Origin of the sequence: Burkholderia puraquae (genome assembly GCF_002099195.1) — a bacterium.
In the GTDB taxonomy this organism is placed as follows: Bacteria; Pseudomonadota; Gammaproteobacteria; order Burkholderiales; family Burkholderiaceae; genus Burkholderia; species Burkholderia puraquae.
This window is the reverse complement of the sequence record NZ_NBYX01000004.1, coordinates 61,373-82,136: the sequence shown is the minus strand read 5'-3', so window position 1 is coordinate 82,136 and position 20,764 is coordinate 61,373. Positions and strand designations below refer to the sequence as shown.

The following is a 20,764-nucleotide window of genomic DNA, read 5'->3' as shown; positions in this document are numbered from 1 at the left end:
TGCGCACGCACAGCGCCGCGCTACTCGCGCAGATCGTTGCGCTCGAGACGATGTCGAATGTAAGGAATGCCATCGTGCACGATGCTCACGCGACGCATCCCGAGCTTGCGCGCGACATTCAGCGAGCCGCTGTTGGCCTCCGCAATATCGGCGATCACGCGCGGCAGGCGCACGGTGTCGAAGGCGTGATGCACGACGGCTGCCGCGGCCTCGCTCGCAATGCCGCGCCCCCATGTCGCACGCACCAGCCGCCAGCCGATCTCGACGTCCCGTGCGCCGTCCGCATAGTCGGGAATCAGCAGGATCCAGCCGATGAACGCATCGGGCGCGGCCTTCTCGAAGATCGACCAGTAGCCGAGGCCCGGCGGATAGTCGCGGGTGATCCGGTGCGTGACGAAACGCCGATGCTCGACGGGATCGTGCCACGGGCCCGCGATGTGCCGCGTGACCTCGGGATCGCTATCCATCGCGACGCACGCATCGAGATCGGCCAGCACGCGCGGACGCAGCCACAGCCGGGCAGTTTCGATTACGGGCAGCGTGGCGGCGGAACGTTCGGTCATCGGGACTCCTGATTCGGTGGCGATGCGCACCGGATGCATTACAAAACAGATACAAACAGCCTTCCGGAATGATACAGATGCCGGTCGCCGGTTTCGCACGACGGCGTTTCCATTTCCGAAACAGTTCATTTCATAGGGATTATTCCCGATTCGACGTTATCGCGCCCCACACCGCTCGGCGCCGCGGCCTACACTCGATCAATGCCCCCGCACCGCGCGCAAGCCGGGCCGGCATCCGCACGCACATCGTGAGCGCGCAAGCCAACGAGGAGACCTCGGACATGAGCTGGACCCGCGAACAACGCAACGTCACGATCGCCGCCTACCTGGGCTGGACACTCGACGCGTTCGATTTCTTCCTGATGGTCTTCGTGCTGAAGGACATCGCCGCCGAATTCGGGTCGACGATCCCTGCCGTCGCGTTCGCGCTCACACTGACGCTCGCGATGCGCCCGCTCGGCGCGCTGATCTTCGGCCGGCTCGCCGATCGCTTCGGCCGCCGCCCGACGCTGATGGTCAACATCGCGTGCTACTCGCTGCTCGAACTCGCGTCGGGTTTCGCGCCGAGCCTGACCGCGCTGCTCGTGCTGCGCGCGTTGTTCGGCGTCGCGATGGGCGGCGAATGGGGTGTCGGCTCCGCGCTGACGATGGAAACCGTGCCGACCCATGCGCGCGGCTTCGTGTCGGGGCTGCTGCAGGCCGGCTATCCGAGCGGCTACCTGCTTGCATCCGTCGTGTTCGGCCTGTTCTACCAGTACATCGGCTGGCGCGGGATGTTCATGGTCGGTGTGCTGCCCGCGCTGCTCGTGCTGTACGTGCGCGCACACGTGCCCGAATCGCCGGCATGGAAACAGATGGAGAAGCGCCCGCGCCCGAGCCTTGGAACCACGCTGCAGCAGAACTGGAAGCTCACGATCTACGCGATCGTGCTGATGACCGCGTTCAACTTCTTCTCGCACGGCACGCAGGATCTCTATCCGACGTTCCTGCGCGAACAACATCACTTCGATCCGCATACCGTGTCATGGATCACGATCGTGCTGAACATCGGGGCCATCGTCGGCGGCCTGTCGTTCGGCGCGATCTCCGAGCGGATCGGCCGGCGTCGCGCCATCTTCATCGCAGCGTTGATCGCCCTGCCCGTGCTGCCGCTGTGGGCGTTCTCGAGCGGCCCGGTAGCGCTCGCCGCGGGTGCGTTCCTGATGCAGATCTCGGTGCAGGGTGCGTGGGGCGTGATCCCGGTTCACCTGAACGAGATCTCGCCCGACGAGATCCGCGCGACCTTCCCCGGCGTGGTCTACCAGCTCGGCAACCTGCTCGCGTCGGGCAATGCGACGATGCAGGCCTCGCTCGCCGTTTCGCACGACAACAATTACAGTTTCGCACTCGCGCTCGTGGCCGGCATCGTCGCCGTCGTGATCGCCGTGCTGATCCTGTTCAGCCGCGAGCGGCGCGGCATCGACATGACGCAATCGGTCAATACGCGTAGCACGGTCGGCTGAACCCGCGCATTGCCGCATCGCACCATCGCGCGTGCCGCGCCCTGTCGAGGGCACGCGCGATTCTTTCCGCATTCGCACATCGAACTAGAGGAATTTGTCCAGATTCCCCGCTTGCCCGCTCCGTCCGCGTTTTTTTATCTTAATAAAAACGACTGTTTGAATCAGACAAACAAATCACCAGTTCGCGGCCGGGCGACCGGCATGGGAGGCGGGACATGGCAGTAAGTCAGGAGGGGCGGCCATCCGCGGGACGGCCGTCCGGGGCGCGGTCATCCGGCACTCGGCAGACCGGCGGGACGAAGGCGCGCATCCTCGATGCCGCCGAGGACCTGTTCATCGAGCATGGCTTCGAGGCGATGTCGATGCGCCAGATCACCTCGCGCGCAGCGGTCAATCTCGCCGCGGTCAACTACCACTTCGGCAGCAAGGAAGCGCTGATCCACGCGATGCTGTCGCGCCGGCTCGACCAGCTCAACCAGGAGCGCCTCGGCATCCTCGACCGCTTCGATGCGCAACTCGGCATGCACATCACCTGCGAGCACGTGCTCGGCGCGATGTTCATTCCCGCGCTGAAGGCATCGCGCAATCCCGAACGCGGCGGGCCCGGGTTCCTGCGACTGATCGGCCGTGCGTACACCGATCCGTCGCCGTTCGTGCGCAACTTCCTGACCGCGCACTATGCGAGCGTCGCGGGCCGCTTCTTCGACGCGTTCCAGCGTGCATTGCCGCACCTGCCGCGCACCGAGCTCGGCTGGCGCCTGCACTTCGCGATCGGCGCGCTGTCCGGCGCGCTCGCGGGCGCCGAAACGGAAAGCCTGATCGACGAGTTCTCGCAAGGCCGCACGATGAACGACGTGCAGATGATCGCGCGACTGTCGTCGCTGATCGTCGCCGCGCTGAAAGCGCCGATGCCCGACAGCGCGCAACTGTCGATCTTCGCGGCCGTGCTCGACGACGCAGGGGCGAGCGAAGCGTTCGGGCTGCCGCAGTCGGGTGCGGCCACCGCCGATACGGCGACGCTGCATTCCACGAACTGAGCGCGCGGGGCCACGCGCGGCGTCCTGTTCACGATTTGATTGAAACGCGCGGTCATGCGAGGCGTCGAGGCGCCCGCGTCGATCGACCGTGCGGCACGGGGCGAGGGCCGGCGCTGAAGCGCCTGCCCTCGCCGAGAGCAAAGACCGGAGACATGTCATGTCATCTTCCGCAGCACCCGCAGCGGCCCAGGTTCCGCCGAACACCGACGGCATCTGGTACGCGTCATACCCGCCCGGCGTCCCGCACGACATCGACGTCACGCAATACGCATCGCTCGTGCAGTTCTTCGACGAATGCACGAGCCGCTTCGCCGAGCGCGTCGCCTATGTGAGCGCAGGCGCATCGATGACTTACCGCACGCTCGCGCAGAAAGTCGACGCATTCGCGTCGTATCTGCAAAGCCTCGGCGTCAAGCCCGGCGACCGCGTCGCGATCATGCTGCCGAACACATTCCAGTATCCGGTCGCGCTGTTCGGCACGCTGAAGGCTGGCGCGATCGTCGTCAACGTCAATCCGCTTTACACCGTGCGCGAACTCGCGCACCAGTTGAAGGACAGTGGCGCGCAGACGATCGTCGTGTTCGAGAATTTCGCGCGCACGCTGCAGGACGCACTGCCGGAAACGCAGGTGAAGAACATCGTCGTCACTGCGCTCGGCGACCTGCTCGCCGACGGCTTCAATGCGAAAGGACACCTGATCAATTTCGTGCTGAAGCACGTGAAGAAGCTCGTGCCTGCCTACCATTTGCCGCAGGCCATCCGGTTGCGCTCCGCACTCGCGCTCGGTGCGCGCGGCAAGCCGCAGCCCGTGCAGATCTCGCGCGACGATCTCGCATTCCTGCAATACACGGGCGGCACGACCGGCGTCGCGAAAGGCGCGATGCTCACGCACGGCAACCTGATCGCGAACCTGCTGCAGGCGAAGGCCTGGATCGCCGACCAGGTGTCGGGCGACGTCGAAACCGTGCTCACGCCGCTGCCGCTGTATCACATCTATTCGCTGACGGTGAACGCCTTCATCTTCATGGGGCTCGGCGGGCGCAACATCCTGATCGCGAACCCGCGCGACATGAAGATGGTGATGAAGATCATCCGCAACGAGACGTTCACCGGGATCACCGGCATCAACACGCTGTACAACGCGTTCCTCGACAACGAGGAATTCCGCAAGCGCGATTTCTCGAAGCTGAAGCTCGCGATGGCGGGCGGGATGGCGATGCAGCGTGCGGTTGCGGACCGCTTCCAGCAGGTGACGGGCCGGCCGGTCGTCGAAGGCTACGGCCTGACCGAATGCTCGCCGATCGTCACGATGAACCCCGTGGACCTGAACGACATGGCCGCGTTCAGCGGTTCGATCGGCGTGCCCGCACCGTCCACCGTCGTGCGCTTTCGCCGCGAGGACGGCACCTGGGCCCCCATCGGCGAACCGGGCGAGCTGTGCGTGCACGGTCCGCAGGTGATGCGCGGCTACTGGCAGCGCCCCGACGAGACGGCCAAGGTGATCGACGCGGACGGCTGGCTCGCCACCGGCGACATCGGCGTGATGGACGAACGCGGCTTCATCCGCCTGATCGACCGCAAGAAGGACATGATCCTCGTGTCGGGCTTCAACGTGTATCCGAACGAAATCGAGGAAGTGCTCGTGATGCACCCGGGCATCAGCGAAGCCGCGGCGATCGGCATTCCTGACGAGGTACAGGGCGAACGGATCAAGGTGTTCGTCGTGCGCCGCGACCCGTCGCTGACGGCCGACGACGTGCTCGCGCACTGCCGCAAGAACCTGACCGGCTACAAGATGCCGAAATTCGTCGAGTTCCGCGACGCGCTGCCGCAGACGAACGTCGGCAAGATCCTGCGCCGCGCGCTGCGCGACGAGGAACTCGCCAAAATCAAGGCCGCGAAACAAGGCTGAACGATCCATCGCCCCGGGAGACGCCGTCGATGAACGAAGGAAAGAAGCGCCACGTGCGGCATGCCGCCGCCGTGGCAGTCGCCTGCCTGTTGTCGCTCGTACAGGCGGGCCTGCATGCACAGGAAACGGCCGACGCCGCGAGCGCGGCAGCGAGCGTCGCTCTGCCGGCGGATCTCGCGAAAGTCACACGCGAGCCGGTCGCGCAGCAGGCGCGCTGGCTGCGCACGGCCACGCAACGCGGCACGCTCGCGCAACTCGATGACGCAACGCTCACGGCGCTCTTCAAGGCACTCGATCCGCTCGCCGTACCGCTTTATATCCGCAACGGTCCCAACGGCTATCCGTCGTACCAGTTCACGATGGTGCGCCAGGAGCGCATCAGCGGAAAATGGCCCGATACGCCCGACCGCATGCTCGTGAAGACCACCCGCGAACCGCTGCGCGTCTATGCAAAATGGCTGCCGGGCGGCGCGCATGCCGGACAGGAAACCATCTACGACACGACGCAGCGCAAGGACGAAATGTACGGCCACCTCGGCGGCCTGCTCGGCAAGATTCCGCTGTGGACGGCACTCGACGGCGCACTCGCGCGTGCGCAGTCGAATCATCAGGTGAAGGATCTCGGCACCGAGTTCATCACGAACCTGTACCTGACCGAAGGGAAGAAATACGTGGAAGCCGGCGTGCAGCGGCCGACCGATGTGGAAGCCAGGACGATCGGCGGCGTGCGCGTCGTCACGCTCACCTACGAAACGCCGACCGGCCGACCGCAGTTCTATGCGAAGAAGGAAGTCCTCGGGCTCGACCTGCACGCGCCCTATTTCCGGACCGTCGAGTCCTATGACAACGACGGCAAGATCTTCGAACGGATCGTCATCGAGAAAATCGCGCCGGCGACGCTCGACGAGGCCACATTCGACCCGAAAAACCCCGACTACGCGTTCTGATGCGCGCCGGCGGGCTCAATCGTCATCGTCGTCGCCATGGTGCCGGTGCCAACGCTTGTAATAGTGCTTGCGCCACTTGCGATAGCGATCATCGTCGTCATCGCCGTAGTAGCCGTATCCGTAGCCCGGATAGGCGACCACGGCCGGCTGCGGCGCCACATAGACCGGCGCCGGTTCGACATAGACCGGCGCGACCGGTACGCCGATGCCCACCGACAGGTCGACATGCCCCGCCATCGCACTGCCGGAAGCCAGCAACGCCACGCCCCCGATCCACCCTGCCCATCGCCTCTTGTTCATGCTCCGAATCCCTGATATACCGGCCCGCCCGGCTCGCGCAACCAATGTAAGCGCCGCGCGCAAACCAAGGTGATACGGCCCTGCGAGAGTCGTAACGCGGCGTAACGAAATGGCATTAGCCGTTCGGCCGAATCGCGAAAATGCGCTGGAACGTCTATAGTGGGTTACGGTTCGACACAATCACGACTTCGCGCTCCCCGATCGAACAGGGTAGAATCCCGCCAAATACCTTGTGGACGAACACGCCACATACGCACAACATATTCTCTGACGCAGGCTCCTGCCGCACCTCAATGGCCAATCCCGCAGAATCCCATCCGCAAAACGACTTCATCAATTCGGCGCGCAAGGAACGTAAGCGCGTTGAAATCTATCTCGTCAACGGCATTCGTCTGACGGGGTGTATCGAGTCGTTCGACCAGTACCTGGTGATGCTGCGCACCCCCGTGGGTCTGCAAGGCATCTACAAGCGCGCGATTTCCACGATCCAGCTCGACACCGGCGGCTCGCGCCCGGGCGGCAGCGGCCCCCGCGGGCCGCGCACCGGCGGGCGCCCCGGCGGCCGTGAAGGCGGCGGTCACAGCCCGTACGGCTCGCACGGCGGCCCGCGCGAATCGCGCGGCGACGGCGGCTACGGTTCCCGCGAACCGCGCGAGGGTTACGGCTCGCGTGAGCCGCGCGAAGGCTACGGCGCCCCGCGCGAACCCCGTGAACCGCGCGAAAGCTACGGTGCGCCGCGCGATGCCGGCGACGCATCCGGCAGCGCATCGCCGTCGGATTCGCGCGGCGGCAACGGGCCGGTGATCGTGACGCGCCGCCGGCGAATCGTGCCGGACGGCCAGTAAAGCAAAAGGGCAAGCCAACCGGCTTGCCCTTTTTACTTGTGCGGCCGGCGCGGCATGTCGCCGCACCGCTGCCGGGTTCAGCGCGCCGTCGTCGGCAGGCCTGCATCGGCCTCGCGCTGCAACGAACGCACCTGCTGTTGCAACGCACGCAGTTGCGACTGAAGCTCGGCCTGCTGCGCCTGCAATGCGGCCGTCTCGTTGCGTACGCTCTTCTGGCGATCCGCGACTGCCGCCTGCTGCTGGCGTGCGATCGAGATATCGGCCTGCAGGCGCCGCGCGCGATCCTGCGTGACTTCGATCTGCTTGTCCATTTGCGCCTTCTGCGACTCCAGCTTCGCTGCCCGCAATTCGTTCACGGACAGCCGCTCCGCCTGGCGCGAGAAATCGCGATAGATCGCTTCCGCGCGCGTTTCGTCGTAAGTCTTGATCACGCGCCAGAACGCCTTCTGCTGGAACAGCGCGACGAAGTACGCGCCATCCTTTACGTTGAACAGCAGGCTCGCGCCGTAGCTGCCGTTGTAGCTCGTGCGCATTTCCGTCAGCGTGCGCGCCTGGATCTGGCGCTGCAAATCGTCGACCGTGCTCGGCCCCGTCGACTCGCCCGCCTGCGGCTGCAGCGGCGTCTGTGCCTGCGAATCGATCACCGGAATCGCGGCCACCGGCGCCGACGCCTGCTGTACTGCCGGCGAACCGCTGTCCGCCAGGCTCTGCGCATAAGCGCCCTGCATGCCTCCCACCACGGCGAGCAACACGCACGCCTTTCCCAACCCCGTCATATGGCTCATGAAGTTCTATTCCCGCCCGAGTCGTTGTAATTCAGCGCGATTTTATCTCATTAATTACTCACTTTCGCGGGTCTCGGGCTCCTCGTCGAAGATCTGATATTTGCGCATTTTTTCCCACAATACCTTGCGGCTGATGCCGAGTTGCTGCGCCGTATCCTGACGCCGCCAGCCGTTTGCGTCGAGCGCCGCAATGACGCGGTTGCGCTCGTTCATGTCCCACTTGCTGCGATCGACGAAGACCTCGGCCGCGCTCTCCACCGGCACCGGCTGGGCCGAACTGCGCGCGTGCGCGATCAGCCGCTGCAACCGCGCCGCATCCCACCCGCCCGTCTGCCGCACCGTTACGCCAACACGCTCGGCGAGGTTGCGCAGTTCGCGCACGTTGCCGGGGAAATAGCTGTCCGCGACGGAATCCGTCAGCCAGTACGGCAGGTCGGACAACTCGGCGAGCCGCTCCTCTCCGACGACCTGGGCGACGAACGACTTGAACAGCGCGATCTTGTCGACCGCGCCGCGTTCTTCCAGCGACGGAATGCTCAGCTCGATTACCGCGAGCCGGTAGTAGAGATCGGCGCGGAACAGGCCATCCTTCACGAGCTGCGGCAGCTTCTTGTTGCTCGCCGCGACCAGGCGGAAATCGACCTTGATCGGCGTCGTCGCACCGACGCGCAGCACCGCGCCGTCCTCGAGCACGCGCAGCAGCTTGACCTGCTGGTACAACGGCAGATCGCCGACTTCGTCGAGGAACAGCGTGCCGCCGCCCGCCTGCTCGAAATAGCCTTTATGCGCAACAACCGCGCCCGTGAACGATCCTTTCGCATGACCGAAGAACAGCGATTCGAACAGGCCGTCCGGAATCGCGCCGCAGTTCACCGGCACGAATTCGCCGTGCCGGTAGCGCGAGTGCTTGTCGTGCAGCAGTTGCGCGATGCGCTCCTTGCCGACGCCGGTTTCGCCATGCAGCAGCACGTTGGTGTCGCAGTCGGCGAACGTATCGACTTCGTGCAGCAGCGCCTGCATCGATTCCGAGTGCGCGACGAGTTCGGACGGTTGCGACGTTTCAGCCGTATGTGCACGCAGCTGCGTGACGAGCTTGCCGATCATGCCGCGCAGTTCGGCACACGTGAAGTCGAGCGGCAGGATATGCGAATACTCGGGCGGATACTGCGACGCGTCGTGATCGCGCGCCGCGCCGACCCAGACGACCGGCATGCCGATGTTGGCCTGCCAGTCGCGCAGGAACGCAGCGCCGGTTTCGATCATCGTGACGCTGATGATCGCCAGCGAGGGCCGCAACGCGGCGCGCTCGGGCGAGACCTCCGCGTTGTCGGCGCGGATCACTTCGACGTCGAAGCTCGCCATGCACCGGGCGACGCGGTCGACAATGTCCGCCTTGCCTTCCCATACGTACAGGTCGAGCTCTTCGATTGCGGGCGTGGTTCTCATGATTCGGGTGCGGCTTCAGTAATTGACGAGTTGCACGGCATTGCAGTTCAGTGAGCGATTGCAGACGGCAGCGACGCCACCTGCTTTGATGACAGAACATTCAGGCATTTATTGAACCAGCATGGGATTGCCGCATTTGATCGAGTCCGGTGTGTTCGTGACATAGGCATTCCCGAGGCTGAGGCCGAGCAGGCCCGTGACCGAGGTCAGGAGCGAATCAATCGGCTGCAGCAGCAACGGGACGAGTGTAGTTCCCAGTGCCGACAAAATGGGCCCGAGAACGACGTTCAGCACCGGTGTGACAACACCGCCCAGCAATGCGAGCAAACCGCTGTTGGCGGTCAACTGGATCGACAGGCCGCTGTTAAGTGCGCTTTGAACCGCGGGTGACAGAAGCTGATCCGTGCCGGTGCTCAACATGTATGGCGATGCAGGAGTCGGAGACGCGGATGAACCCGGGCCAGGATAGGTAAACGTCAACGGTGTCGCACTTTGATTGGCAACGGGAATGGTCAACTGTCCGGGCGTCAGGTTGATGTTGACCGAGATCTGGCTCAGGTCGAGGAGCCCTAACGTCAAGGTCTTGACCAACGTCGACAATCCGGAAATCAGACCACCCAGGTTCAACAGGTTAAGCAGGCTCTGCAGGTTGACGGACGCCAGCGTAATCGGTGTTGCGCTACCGTTCTGTGTATATCCGCTCGATGCATTGAGGTTGATCGGCGTATTCGCCGAGCCGCCGAGATACACGGCAACCACTCCGGTCTGCACGTTCACCGTCGCCCTTTTCGTGCCGTCCGCCGTACAGGTGACCGTCGCCAGGCCCGCCGTTGCCGGTGCCACATAGGCGGTGATCGGCAGTTGCACCGCCGCAAGCGGCGTGGGACTACCCGACGGGCACGTGCCCCCCGGATAGACCAGCCCGCCGGTCGGACAGGTCGACAGCAGCGATATCGACGTATTGAGGAAGATGTTCCCCTGCGCGGTCGACGTATTGGTCGTGCAATTGGACGTCCCGCAGTTCGACGGCCCCGGCGGACCGCTCGCGGTGGACGGCGGATTCGCCCCGAGCTTGACCGAACCCGACACGTTCACGTTCAGCAGCGGCGCGAGCAAGGTGGGCGTCTGAACCGTGACGCTGGGAATGCTGACCGAACTCGTGCCGTTCGCGATCTGCAATGCGGTCGACAGCAATCCGAGTGCATTGACGCTGGCGTTGACGGCGGAGGTTCCCGTGGCGGTAGCAGCAGAAACCAGCTGGCCGAGCGCGATCTGCGGACCGCCGCAGACGCTGCCGGAACAGAGCGCAGCGACAATCGCGTTCAGGACGTTCAGGTTCGCCCCGACCAGATTCTGCTGTGTCGCCGCCTGCACTGCGGCGTTGGCCAGTTGCCCGAGCGTCACGGTGCCATTCAATACGCCCGTGGTCGTGCCGACCGGCAGATTGGCGAGAATGCCGGCCAGTTTCAGGTTGACTTGTGCCAGCCCCTGGTAGTCGAGGACCTGCAGGCTCAGCGCATTCGGAGACCCCGTCAACACCTTGAGCAACTGATTGGCCAACCCGCCATTCAATGTCGCCAGCGACGTGGTCAGCGTAAAGGTATCAGTCGGCACGCTCTTGGCGATGGCGGATCCACCGATCGTGACGCCACCGCGAAATATCCCGTCAACCGGCTCGGCCACCGTGACACAAACGGCATTGGTCGATTGGCCATTGACTGTTCCGGCCGACAGACCGGCGCATTGGCCACCGCTGATCGGGTCTCCCGATATCCAGGTGAACTGCGCGCTGCCGCTGCCCTGAGGCGCGGTCCAGATGCCGCAAGACACGGAGACGCTCGAACCCGTCGGCAACGGATTCTTCGAAGGGTCGGCGATTTGACCGGCAGCGGTCTTTGCTGCCTGACAAGTCGAGTCGGCAGTAATTTGCGACACCGCTGACAGCGCGGCCAAATCGGCCGCCGCTTGCATTCGACGTCTTTCAGCATAGAAATGGCCGACGTCGATCGCACCCAGCACGATAATCGCAACCAGCGCCCAGATCGTCGCCATGACCGCGACGCTCCCCCGCTGGCGACTTCTCCGCGGGCCGCCAGCGCCATACCGCCGCGCCGCGTGCGATTGATCTGCGCGCATGGTCATCTCTTATTGCGCGCCCTGCCCGCCGCCCGACATGCCACCCGTTGCACCGAGTTGCGAACTGATCGAATCCGGGATCTTGTTCTTGAACGAATCAAGATAGCGCTGGTAGGCAAGCGAGGCGACATCGCCGAACACCGGTTGCGCCGGCGCCGCCGCGCGATTGTCACGCTGCATCGCGAGCCAGTCCTTGGCCGCACGGCCAACGTCTGACGCGCCCGGTGCCACGGGCTGTTGACCATATGCCGCGCCGGAGCTCGTGACGATGCAGGCGATCGCACCCAGCGTCGCGATCCAGCCGATGCGTACACTTCGATGATGTTTGTTCTCTTTCATGTTGCTCCCCGGATATCCGTTCATTGTGCAAACCGTTGCAACAGCGGCACTGTCTGGTCGTAGCCGACGTTGTTCGCCATCGGCGTGATCGGTGTTGCCGCGCCGCGTCGCGATACCACCGGCGGTGTCGCGACTGCACGCTGCTGGGCGCGCACGGCAGCGGCGATCTTCGCGGCATCGCTGTTGATGTCCTTGCGAATATCGGCCGACAGATGCTGCTGGTTCATCAACCGTTGCGCGTCCTGTGCACGTCCTGCCGCAAACAGGTACAGCGCGAGGTTGCTGACGATCTTCGGATTGCGCTGATCGAGTTCGGCCGCCTTCATCAGCGGCACCCGTGAACCGACGACGTCGCCGCAGCGCAACTTCGCGTAAGCAAGGTCGGAAAGCAGCGACGGATCCGTCGGCGCAAGCTCCGACGCCTGCGTCAATGCCTGCACCGCATGGTCGAAATCCCCCGCGGCGCCCGCGAGCAACCCCAGCCCGCGATAGCCGCGCGCAGCGAGCGGCGTCCTCAGCAACTGGTTATACGCGGCCGCGCTCGCGGCCGGCTGATCGGTCATCCGCAGCGCATCCGCGCGCAGCAGGACCGATTCCGGCATGACGCCGTATGTCTTGTCGTACGCGTCGATGTGCGCGAGCGAAGCGTAATAGAGCCCTTGCGTTTGCATGCGCTGAATCAGGCCCAGGTACATCCCCGGCGTATCCGGTACGGACTGCTTCTGATCTGCTGCCTGCATCAGCGCCGCACGCTCGGTCTGCGCACCGACGCCATACCCGCTTTCCTTGGTGGCGCATGCGCCGAGCAGCAGCACCGCCGCCAACATGCCTGCCCGCGTCACTGTTTCGCCGATTCGCTTCATGGTCTATCCTTCCGTCCTTCAATGCTGCGACGCCAATGCGCGCATCACCGCCAGCATGCCCGGCCCGGCCGTCACGATCAGCAATGCTGGCAACAGCGTCAGCACCATGACGCCCGTCATCTTCACGGTCAATCTGCCGATACGTTCGCGCAGCATCGCGCGTCGTGTCTCGCGCAAACGATCGCCGAACTGCTTGAGCGGCTCCTGCACCGCACCGCCATGCTTGTCGACCTGAATCATCAATCGCACGATCGCGCGCAAATCCTCGTTGTCGAATCCGCCGGACAGCCGTTGCAGCGACTGCTCGCGCGTACGTCCCGCAGCAAACTGACGCTGCGCGATTCCCACCTCCGACGACAGCACCGGTAGCATCCCGCGAAAATCGTTCGTCACGACCTGCAGGCTCTGATCGAGCGACAGCCCGACACCTTGCAGCAAGCGCAACATGTCGACGAGCAGCGGCAGTTCGTCGACGACGCTCTGCCGCCGCGACGCCGCACGGCGCTGCACATAGAGTTTCGGCAGCATGAAGCCGAGCCCGAAGGCAACGAACATGCCGACCATCCAGATACTGCCTTTCATGCGCCCGCTCGCGAAGATCACGAACAGCAGCGGCAGTGCAATCCCGCACGCGACCCGCGCGCTCAGAAACAACCCGCGTGTGCGTGCGTCGACATATCCGGCTTGCTCGAGCAGGCGGCGATCCTCTTCCGCGACAGCATATTTGCCGAATCCCGTATCCAGCCAGCGCATGCCCGCCGCCGACAACCGGTCCAGCAAACGCTGGACGCGTTGCCCGCCGCGCACATCGGGTTTCGCGGGCGCATCGCCGTTCGGCGCGGTCCGTGCTTTCGCTGCCTCGAGTGCAGCCATGCGCCGATCCAGCGCATCGACCAGCGCACGTTCGGCACGCCCCGCTGCATGCGCACGCAGCACGGCGATCATGCCCAGCAGCAGCAGCCCAAGTGCGCCCACTGCCAGCGCAATCGCTCCGATTTGAGTTGCTGTCATAGCCTCACCTGAGCCGAGCCATTCGGTACAGCCATATGCTGCCGGCCACTTGCGCCAGGAATGCGATCGTGAGCAGCGACCGACCGCTCGGATCGCCCCACATCCCGTACAGATACCTCGGGTTTGTCATCACGACAAAGCTGCCGATCGCGATCGGCAGCATGACGAGGACGAATGCCGACAGCCGCGTCTCCGACGACATCGCGGTCAATTCGCGCTCGGCCTGCTCGAGATCGCGCATGAACACCGACATCCGCTCGAGCATCACGTCCGCGCGACCGCCGTATTTGACCGATAGGCGCAGCACCGAGCCGACGAGTTCAAACTCTTCCGTCCGGTAGATCTTCGCGATGTGCATCATCGCGCGATCGATCTCGATGCCGCCGCGCAGCATCCGCGACACGACATCCAGGCAGCCGCGCAGCGGCTCTTCAGTCGTCAGGAGTGCAGCCTGAAAGGCAGCCGGCACGCTGTTGCCCAGCGTGACGAGACGCACGATCCCGTCGAGGAACGACGGGATCTGCCGGACAATCTTCAACCGCCGCCGCTGAATCCGTGACGCGAGCCAGACGCCGAGTATCGCGCTTCCGCAAATGAGCGCCGCGAAACACGCGAGCATGCCGCCGTGACTTCCCGCGACGAATGCAGCCATGACAAGCGCTGCAAGCGCGATGAAGGCCTTGCCGCGCGCGTCGTCTATCCCTGCACGACTCGCGAGGTTCGACAGATATTCGGATGCCGTCGCATACCAATGGGCCCAGAATGCGTCGGACGATGCATTCCGTGCTGCGCCTAGCTGCGTCGGCACCGCGCGCGCGACACCTGCTGCCGGCGGCCGTGCTGCCTGCGCGGCGACACCGGCACGTGCGCCGGGTTCGAGCCGGCTGTCGATGAAGCGCTTGGCGTCGGTTCGCACGCGCCGGGTTTCCGCGTGACGCCACAGCATCATCGCAGCCGCGACGCACAGCATCGCGAAGGCCAGCGCCCACACCATCGCGCTATACATTGAAGCCCCCGCCGCCGCGGCCGAACCCGCCGCCACCGAACCCGCCGCCAAACCCGCCGTCGCCGAACCCGCCGCTCGTCAGCGTCTGGCGGAAGCGCGCGAGCTTCGGCGAATGCGGATGAATGCCCAGTGTCTCCCAGTGGTCGACTTCCTCACCCTCCGGCGTCACGCGTGCTTCGTAACGGTAAAGCTCCTGCGTCGCGATGATGTTGTCGGACAGGCCGGTGACTTCCGTGATCGACAGGATCCGCCGTCGCCCGTTCGACAGGCGACCGATCTGCACGATGAAGTCGATCGCATTCGCGATCTGCCGGCGCAGGCTCGACTCGGTGCCCTGAAAGCCCGCGAAACCCGCAAGCATCTCGAGACGGTACAGGCACTCTCGCGGCGAACTCGCATGCACGGTGCCCATCGAGCCGTCGTGGCCCGTGTTCATCGCCTGCAGCATTTCCAGCACTTCGCCACCGCGCACTTCACCGACGATGATCCGGTCCGGACGCATCCGCAGCGTGTTGCGCAGCAGGTCGCGAATCGACACGACGCCGGTGCCGTCAAAACCGCCCGGACGGCTCTCGAGACGCACGACGTGCGGGTGGTTCAGCGACAGCTCCGCCGTATCCTCGATCGTCACGACGCGCTCGATCTCCGGAATGTGGAACGCGAGCGCGTTGAGCAGCGACGTCTTGCCGGAACTCGTACCGCCCGACACGAGAATGTTGCAGCGCGCCTCGACCGCCGCCTGGAGCAGCGTGTTGATCTCTTCATTGAACGTCCCGTTGCCGAGCAGATCGGACGGCTTCAGCGGATCCTTGCGGAATTTCCGGATCGACACGACCGGGCCATCGATCGACAGCGGCTCGATCACGACGTTCACGCGGCCACCGTCGGGCAGCCGCGCGTCAACCATCGGGTTCGACTCGTCGAGACGGCGGCCGATCGGCGCGAGGATCCGGCGCACGATCCGCAGCAGGTGCGCGTTGTCGGTAAAGCGCACCGGCAGCTTCGCGAGGATCCCGTGACGCGACACGTACACGTCGTTGTAGCCGTTGATCAGGATGTCTTCGACCGCCGGGTCCGCCAGCAGGTCCTCGATCGGCCCGAAGCCCGCAAGCTCCTTCGTCAGGGCCTCGGCGATCGCACGCACCTCGATCTCGTTGAGCGGGATGCGGCGCAGGCGCACGAAGCTGTCGATCTCGAGATCGACGAACTGGTTGATCGCCTGTCGGGACCAACGGCCGAACTCGGCGCCCAGTTCTTCGATACGCGTCAGCAAGTGCTCGTGCGCGGCATTCTTGATGTCGTGAAATTGCTGCGTCTGGGAGAACGGCGCTGCGCCGTCGGCGAATTGAATGTCGTGTGCCATCGCTTACGACCGCTTGGACGAGGGTTGAATGAAGCGCTTCAGCGCAGACAGGCCGGATGCCGGTCGCGTGGCGGCCGGTCTGACCGACACGCCTGGCAGCCGCGCGGCGAGCGACTCGAGCGCGCGCACGTACGGGTCGCGCTCCGTCATGTCGACGATGAGCCGGCCCTGGTTTGCCGCATGGCCGATCGCAACGCGGCGCGACGGCAACGTACCCCCCAGCGCAAGACCGAGACGCTCGGCGATCTGTGCAGGCGTCAGGTCGAGTGCGGGATCGTACTGGTTGACGACGAGCCGTACACGATCGGTGTCGACACCCGCGTCGCGCAGCCCGGTGAGCAGATCGGCCGCGGACACGATCGACGCGACGCCCTGGTCGCAGACGAGCCACGCTTCATCGGCCGACATCGTAATCTGGGCAACGAACTCGCGGTTCGAAAAACCACCGAGATCGACGATCTGCTGATCGAAAAACGCGCGAAACCGGTTCAGCACGCCGGCGCACGACGCATACGAGACATCGCGCAGCCCGCCGAGATCGGCCGGCAGCGTCGTCAATGCAACACCGCTCTCATGCCGGGTCAGTGCGGTATTCACGAAGGTTCGGTCGATGCGGCGCAGGTTGTGAACCGCATCGATGAAATGGAATTCGCAGCGGGTATTCAGGAACAGCGCACCATCGCCTGCCGGCAGCCCCAGGTCGACGAGCGCGGTCTGGCGACCGGCCGGCGTGCCGCCATTCGGCTCGCCGGTTGCCCCCGGGCTTACCGCGCGCTTCTGCAGCCACACGGCGAGATTCGCCGCGAGCGTACTCACGCCCATTCCGGCGCGCGCGCCCAGCAACGCGACGAGCTTGCCGTGACGGCTTGCCGGCTCGCCGACGTTTGCCAGCAGCCCGCGCGTCGTGCGCAACGCCTCTTCCGCCGCGGCCGACACGTCGATGAAATCGCGCACGCCGGCGCGCAATGCGGCGAGCGTGCTCTCCGGCTGTGCGAGCGAGCCGAGTGCGATGATCGGCAGCCCCGGATGCGATGCACGTACCGCTGCGGCGGCCACGCTCGCAGCCGCGCTGCCGTCAGAAAAATCGATGAACACGAGCGCCGGATTGAGCCCCGTGATGCGCTGAGCAAGCATGCCCGGCTCGAGCGACGCAGTCTCGACCGTACCGGCCGATACGAGCGTATCGGCCAGCCAGCGGACATGCGCCTCGTGCGGTGACGCACAAACGAAATAGTCGGTCACGGCGGGTTCACACAATGACTGGATTCGCGCGTTCATGTCGAACACCCCCGACTACACAAAGCGTGGCGACGCGTCGCAATCCGCGAGACATCCCACTCATTTCGAAAACCCCGGAGCGGCGTCCGGCGACGCAGCTCCGCCCAGATACGATTTCCAGACCGGTCCATCGTGCTGCTCGGACAGCTCGCCGGGCGTCGCGGGCAGCACGGCCCCCTTGGCGATCGGCGCGACAAGGTGAGGTGTCACGATGATCAGCAGTTCCTTGTCGTTCTGCTGATAGTTCAGATTCTTGAAGAACGTACCGATAATCGGCAAATCGCCCAGCAACGGCACCTTGCTCACGTTCGACATCGTCTGGCGATCGATCAGGCCGCCGATCACGAAGCTTTCGCCATCGCCAAGCTCGACGGTCGTGTCCGCGCGGCGCGTCGTGATGCCGGGCACCGCTACGCCGCTGATCGTCACGCTGTTCACGAAGTCGAGCTGGCTCGACTCGGGGGCGACCTTCAACGCGATCCGGCTCGGGCTCAGGACCGTCGGCATCAGCGAGAGCCCGACACCATATTGCTTCCACTGGATCGCCGTCGAGCCGAGCCCTTGCGGTGACGGCACCGGAATCTCGCCGCCCGCGAGAAAGCTCGCGCTCTGCCCGGACAGCGCGACCAGCGTCGGTTCCGCCAGCACGCGAGCGAGATTGTTTGCCTCGAGCAATGACAGGTCAGCAAAAATGCCGCGCCCGGCAGCGTTCACAACCAAGTTGAACGCCGACGCGACCGGCGATCCGAGCGTCGGAACGTAACCCGCGGTACCTGGGCCGGACCCTCCGCTATAAGACTGCACGCCCCCCGGCGAAAACGATCCGAACGAAAAGCCGTTGCTTTGCTTGAAGAAATTGAATCCGACCTGCTTGAGCACCGAACGGCTGAATTCGACGACCCGCACGTCGACCTGCACGACGCTCTTGCCGGGAACCGTCGAGCGGTCGATCACGGCCCCCTTCCCGCTCATGTTCTTGCCGACCGCGGCCGCACGTGCATGCGCCTCGAGCGACGCCGACGAGCCCTGCAATACCGCCGTCCCGCCGTATGCATTCACGCGCGGCGTAGAGCCGTCGAGCACCGCTTGCGCGGCCGCGTCAACGACCTCGACGTTCCAGACCGTCGGCTCATCGTGACCACGCTCCCACAGCATGACGTTCGTCGCGCCGGGCGCCTTCGCGGTAAGCAGGACCGATCCCGAGCGACCCCCCTTCATGATCAGCACGTCGGCTATCGCAGGATCGCCGACCGCAACACGCTGCAGCGTGCGGCTCGCCGAAATCTGTCTTTGCGCGCCGACCGCAAGCTCGATCGTGCCGCTCGCAATCGCGAACGATGCGAAAGTCACGGTGAAGATGGCAATCGCGAATGCAATCAGTGTTTTTTTCATCGTTTGGTAGACCGTCGCGCGGCCCTTTATTTGTCGTCGCTGATATCGATCGCCGTCGATGTCTTTCAATAGGCAACCGTTTCCGACCGGCCGCCACGGATCACTTCGATGTTGCCGCCTCCCCCACTTGGCCGCACCACCGGCAGCAAACGCGGCGGTAACGGCGGCACGTTCACATTGGCCACCGGCGCTCTCGGTGTACCGGACAGTTGTTGCAACGAAACGCCCGCCGCAGCCAGTGCCGACGGCGACAGTTTGTTGTCCGTACGTACCGCAACCGTCTGCATCGCAAGCTCGTCGTCACGCGGGTTGCGCAAGGCGAACGTCAGCCGGCCGCTCGCTTCGCCGAGCGTCAGCGCATCGACCTGCGCAGTCGGCACCGCGAGCACCGCGATGCGGACGCCGGCCGGTTGGCCATTGCCGCCGTTGTTGTTCCCGCTGTCGCGATCCGGTGTCGCATCACCGAACGACAGCACACGGACCTTCGACAACAGAAGACGCGCCTGCGACTGCGAGACCTCGCCGTCAAGCATCGTGCCGCTTCCTTCACGTTTCAGATTCAGGAACACGTCGACATAGTTGCCGGGCCGCAGCCGGTTGCCGACTGCATTCGATTCGTCGACGCGAACTGCAACCGCGCGCTCGCCGGGCTGTACGTCCTCGGCAAGCCCCGATACCAGCGCATCCGCAACGACCGGCGCCGAGGCAGGGATCTCCCGAACCGGCACGCGGCCGACAAGCGGAACGGGATCACTGAACGCGCCCACCGGTACCAGCGCAGTCGACTGGACCTTCAGTGCGTCGGCCGGGATCGGCTGACCGCCCGGCAAGGTGCGCGTCGCAATCACGACGGGTACGGCTGTTGCCGTCGCCGCTTGCTGGACCGGCGCGGGACGTGAAGCGCTGCGCCCAAGCACCCATGCATAGATTCCAAGCAGAACTGCGATCGCAATCAGCAGCCCCGCAATGATCTTCGTTACGTTGTTGGCCATGTTGTCGAATGGATGCAGGAATAAAAATCCAGTTAGCTTCTTGCTGCGTGATTCGTGGATGACGTGCTCACAGCATGGTCTGCGGGATTTGCACCACCGCCGAGCCCGTCAATGGTGCCGTCATGAATGTCCCCAGGAACGGCATGATCGTCATCCAGTTGTCCGGCGTATAGCTCACCGTGACCGTCAGACAGTACAGCAACGGCGTCGGCGTTCCGTTGTAGTTGCACTGCTGCGCCACGACGTTGGGTGGACTACTGTTCAGCCAGCCGAGGACGTTCTGGGTAGTCGTCTTTGCGTTCGCGACGCGTGTCGTGAGATCAGGTGCGTAGCTCAATCCAGCGCGCGCGCCCTCGCTTGCCGCCATCGTCAAGCTCTGCTGAATGAGAAAAATCATCCCGAAACTCAGAATCGCGTAGAAAATCACGAAGAACAGCGGGAACACGATCGCAAACTCGACCGCTGTCGCTCCGCGTTGCCGCCGACGTCCTCGCCACGCGTTCTGTCGTTTCATCGCACGCCCCCCATTACGGCAAGGTAGATCAGCCATACAGCAGCCGGCACCGCGAGGCATGCGGCATAGGGCGTTGCCCGATATCTCCCGAGTCTCAGCGCAGGCTCGCGCGGTCGCCACAAGCCCCCGAGCGAGGTGTGCGACAGCACCATCAGCACGAGCGCGTGCAGGCCCGCAGCCAGACTGGCGGCCACCCACAGCCAAAGCAGCGCATGCGCACCGCACCAGATGCCGAGCACGGCAAAAATCTTTACATCGGCTGCGCCCATCACGCGCAAAAGGAAGAACGGCATAAGCCCAATCAAGCCGACCAGCATGCCGGCCACGGACTGAAGCATGGAAATGCCAAATGGATTCGCGGCCACGCATGCGCCGCCGAACCCGCTGACCAGTCCGACCAGAACAAGCGCGTTCGAAATACGGCGGAAACGAATATCGCTGACCACGACAAAACCTGCCCAGGTCAGAAATACTCCGCTAAAAATAAGATGTCCCATCGCGCCACGATCCGCAGCAAATACGAGGGCGAGCGG

The 20,764-nt window shown here is 64.5% G+C and carries 20 protein-coding genes; 5 read left to right on the top strand and 15 right to left on the bottom strand.

All coding sequences use genetic code 11. From position 1 onward, the window contains the following. Nucleotides 1-20 precede the first annotated feature (20 nt). The gene (locus B7G54_RS09735) at nt 21-563 is read right to left on the bottom strand and encodes a GNAT family N-acetyltransferase (protein ID WP_085039186.1); all 543 of its coding nucleotides are present in this window, start codon (nt 561-563) and stop codon (nt 21-23) included. Nucleotides 564-844: 281 nt separating this feature from the next. Here B7G54_RS09735 and B7G54_RS09730 point away from each other — a divergent pair, with 281 nt between their 5' ends. From B7G54_RS09730 to B7G54_RS09715, 4 genes are all read left to right on the top strand, one after another. Further along, the gene (locus tag B7G54_RS09730) at nt 845-2,065 is read left to right on the top strand and encodes an MFS transporter (protein WP_085038919.1); all 1,221 of its coding nucleotides are present in this window, start codon (nt 845-847) and stop codon (nt 2,063-2,065) included. 215 nt (nt 2,066-2,280) lie between these two features. Then, a complete protein-coding gene (locus B7G54_RS09725) occupies nt 2,281-3,102 on the top strand; it encodes a TetR/AcrR family transcriptional regulator (protein ID WP_085038918.1) in 822 nt (273 codons plus the stop codon). Between the two features lie 157 nt (nt 3,103-3,259). Then, nucleotides 3,260-5,014: an AMP-binding protein gene (locus B7G54_RS09720; protein ID WP_085038917.1), complete on the top strand. Its 1,755-nt coding sequence runs from the start codon at nt 3,260-3,262 to the stop codon at nt 5,012-5,014. A gap of 29 nt (nt 5,015-5,043) precedes the next feature. Beyond that, nucleotides 5,044-5,961 (top strand): DUF1571 domain-containing protein, encoded by a 918-nt coding sequence (locus B7G54_RS09715; protein ID WP_085038916.1) that lies wholly within the window; start codon nt 5,044-5,046, stop codon nt 5,959-5,961. 15 nt (nt 5,962-5,976) lie between these two features. Here B7G54_RS09715 and B7G54_RS09710 read toward each other — a convergent pair whose 3' ends face one another. After that, a complete protein-coding gene (locus tag B7G54_RS09710; RefSeq protein ID WP_085038915.1) occupies nt 5,977-6,261 on the bottom strand; it encodes a PXPV repeat protein in 285 nt (94 codons plus the stop codon). 293 nt (nt 6,262-6,554) lie between these two features. Between B7G54_RS09710 and hfq the strand changes: the two genes are divergently transcribed. Beyond that, nucleotides 6,555-7,106, top strand: coding sequence for an RNA chaperone Hfq (gene hfq, locus B7G54_RS09705; RefSeq protein WP_085038914.1), 552 nt, complete (start codon nt 6,555-6,557; stop codon nt 7,104-7,106). Between the two features lie 77 nt (nt 7,107-7,183). Here the strand turns inward: hfq and B7G54_RS09700 are convergent, their stop codons facing one another. The 13 genes from B7G54_RS09700 to B7G54_RS09640 form a co-directional block, all read right to left on the bottom strand. Continuing rightward, entirely contained in the window at nt 7,184-7,891 is a 708-nt protein-coding gene (locus B7G54_RS09700) for a DUF2968 domain-containing protein (protein ID WP_085038913.1), read from the bottom strand. Between the two features lie 54 nt (nt 7,892-7,945). Then, nucleotides 7,946-9,337: a sigma 54-interacting transcriptional regulator gene (locus B7G54_RS09695; protein ID WP_085038912.1), complete on the bottom strand. Its 1,392-nt coding sequence runs from the start codon at nt 9,335-9,337 to the stop codon at nt 7,946-7,948. 108 nt (nt 9,338-9,445) lie between these two features. Continuing rightward, nucleotides 9,446-11,473: a pilus assembly protein TadG-related protein gene (locus B7G54_RS09690; RefSeq protein ID WP_279628062.1), complete on the bottom strand. Its 2,028-nt coding sequence runs from the start codon at nt 11,471-11,473 to the stop codon at nt 9,446-9,448. Between the two features lie 9 nt (nt 11,474-11,482). Beyond that, nucleotides 11,483-11,836: a DUF3613 domain-containing protein gene (locus B7G54_RS09685; protein ID WP_085038910.1), complete on the bottom strand. Its 354-nt coding sequence runs from the start codon at nt 11,834-11,836 to the stop codon at nt 11,483-11,485. Continuing rightward, a complete protein-coding gene (locus B7G54_RS09680; protein ID WP_085038909.1) occupies nt 11,833-12,675 on the bottom strand; it encodes a tetratricopeptide repeat protein in 843 nt (280 codons plus the stop codon). The genes B7G54_RS09685 and B7G54_RS09680 overlap by 4 nt, the downstream gene beginning before the upstream one ends. 18 nt (nt 12,676-12,693) lie before the next feature. After that, a complete protein-coding gene (locus tag B7G54_RS09675; protein WP_085038908.1) occupies nt 12,694-13,686 on the bottom strand; it encodes a type II secretion system F family protein in 993 nt (330 codons plus the stop codon). 4 nt (nt 13,687-13,690) lie between these two features. Next, nucleotides 13,691-14,692, bottom strand: coding sequence for a type II secretion system F family protein (locus B7G54_RS09670; protein ID WP_085038907.1), 1,002 nt, complete (start codon nt 14,690-14,692; stop codon nt 13,691-13,693). Further along, nucleotides 14,685-16,055 (bottom strand): TadA family conjugal transfer-associated ATPase, encoded by a 1,371-nt coding sequence (locus B7G54_RS09665; protein WP_085038906.1) that lies wholly within the window; start codon nt 16,053-16,055, stop codon nt 14,685-14,687. Before B7G54_RS09665 ends, B7G54_RS09670 begins: the two co-directional genes overlap by 8 nt. Before the next feature lie 3 nt (nt 16,056-16,058). Further along, nucleotides 16,059-17,333 (bottom strand): fimbrial protein, encoded by a 1,275-nt coding sequence (locus B7G54_RS09660; RefSeq protein ID WP_085039185.1) that lies wholly within the window; start codon nt 17,331-17,333, stop codon nt 16,059-16,061. Between the two features lie 60 nt (nt 17,334-17,393). Then, the gene (locus B7G54_RS09655; protein WP_085038905.1) at nt 17,394-18,725 is read right to left on the bottom strand and encodes a type II and III secretion system protein family protein; all 1,332 of its coding nucleotides are present in this window, start codon (nt 18,723-18,725) and stop codon (nt 17,394-17,396) included. A gap of 65 nt (nt 18,726-18,790) precedes the next feature. After that, nucleotides 18,791-19,717, bottom strand: coding sequence for a Flp pilus assembly protein CpaB (gene cpaB, locus B7G54_RS09650; protein WP_085038904.1), 927 nt, complete (start codon nt 19,715-19,717; stop codon nt 18,791-18,793). A gap of 67 nt (nt 19,718-19,784) precedes the next feature. Next, complete coding sequence (locus tag B7G54_RS09645) at nt 19,785-20,231, bottom strand: TadE/TadG family type IV pilus assembly protein (RefSeq protein ID WP_085038903.1); 447 nt, start codon at nt 20,229-20,231, stop codon at nt 19,785-19,787. Then, nucleotides 20,228-20,728, bottom strand: coding sequence for an A24 family peptidase (locus tag B7G54_RS09640; protein ID WP_085038902.1), 501 nt, complete (start codon nt 20,726-20,728; stop codon nt 20,228-20,230). Before B7G54_RS09640 ends, B7G54_RS09645 begins: the two co-directional genes overlap by 4 nt. Nucleotides 20,729-20,764 lie beyond the last annotated feature (36 nt).

Excerpts from the sequence above, each read along its gene's own strand:
- B7G54_RS09690 (WP_279628062.1), bottom strand. The coding sequence starts at position 11,473 with ATGCGCGCAGATCAATCGCACGCGGCGCGGCGGTATGGCGCTGGCGGC.
- cpaB (WP_085038904.1), bottom strand. The coding sequence starts at position 19,717 with ATGGCCAACAACGTAACGAAGATCATTGCGGGGCTGCTGATTGCGATC.
- B7G54_RS09715 (WP_085038916.1), top strand. The coding sequence starts at position 5,044 with ATGAACGAAGGAAAGAAGCGCCACGTGCGGCATGCCGCCGCCGTGGCA.
- B7G54_RS09640 (WP_085038902.1), bottom strand. The coding sequence starts at position 20,728 with ATGGGACATCTTATTTTTAGCGGAGTATTTCTGACCTGGGCAGGTTTT.
- B7G54_RS09665 (WP_085038906.1), bottom strand. The coding sequence starts at position 16,055 with ATGGCACACGACATTCAATTCGCCGACGGCGCAGCGCCGTTCTCCCAG.
- B7G54_RS09725 (WP_085038918.1), top strand. The coding sequence starts at position 2,281 with ATGGCAGTAAGTCAGGAGGGGCGGCCATCCGCGGGACGGCCGTCCGGG.
- B7G54_RS09730 (WP_085038919.1), top strand. The coding sequence starts at position 845 with ATGAGCTGGACCCGCGAACAACGCAACGTCACGATCGCCGCCTACCTG.
- B7G54_RS09670 (WP_085038907.1), bottom strand. The coding sequence starts at position 14,692 with ATGTATAGCGCGATGGTGTGGGCGCTGGCCTTCGCGATGCTGTGCGTC.
- B7G54_RS09685 (WP_085038910.1), bottom strand. The coding sequence starts at position 11,836 with ATGAACGGATATCCGGGGAGCAACATGAAAGAGAACAAACATCATCGA.
- B7G54_RS09695 (WP_085038912.1), bottom strand. The coding sequence starts at position 9,337 with ATGAGAACCACGCCCGCAATCGAAGAGCTCGACCTGTACGTATGGGAA.
- B7G54_RS09645 (WP_085038903.1), bottom strand. The coding sequence starts at position 20,231 with ATGAAACGACAGAACGCGTGGCGAGGACGTCGGCGGCAACGCGGAGCG.
- B7G54_RS09675 (WP_085038908.1), bottom strand. The coding sequence starts at position 13,686 with ATGACAGCAACTCAAATCGGAGCGATTGCGCTGGCAGTGGGCGCACTT.
- B7G54_RS09720 (WP_085038917.1), top strand. The coding sequence starts at position 3,260 with ATGTCATCTTCCGCAGCACCCGCAGCGGCCCAGGTTCCGCCGAACACC.
- B7G54_RS09700 (WP_085038913.1), bottom strand. The coding sequence starts at position 7,891 with ATGAGCCATATGACGGGGTTGGGAAAGGCGTGCGTGTTGCTCGCCGTG.
- B7G54_RS09735 (WP_085039186.1), bottom strand. The coding sequence starts at position 563 with ATGACCGAACGTTCCGCCGCCACGCTGCCCGTAATCGAAACTGCCCGG.
- B7G54_RS09655 (WP_085038905.1), bottom strand. The coding sequence starts at position 18,725 with ATGAAAAAAACACTGATTGCATTCGCGATTGCCATCTTCACCGTGACT.
- B7G54_RS09660 (WP_085039185.1), bottom strand. The coding sequence starts at position 17,333 with ATGAACGCGCGAATCCAGTCATTGTGTGAACCCGCCGTGACCGACTAT.
- B7G54_RS09680 (WP_085038909.1), bottom strand. The coding sequence starts at position 12,675 with ATGAAGCGAATCGGCGAAACAGTGACGCGGGCAGGCATGTTGGCGGCG.
- B7G54_RS09710 (WP_085038915.1), bottom strand. The coding sequence starts at position 6,261 with ATGAACAAGAGGCGATGGGCAGGGTGGATCGGGGGCGTGGCGTTGCTG.
- hfq (WP_085038914.1), top strand. The coding sequence starts at position 6,555 with ATGGCCAATCCCGCAGAATCCCATCCGCAAAACGACTTCATCAATTCG.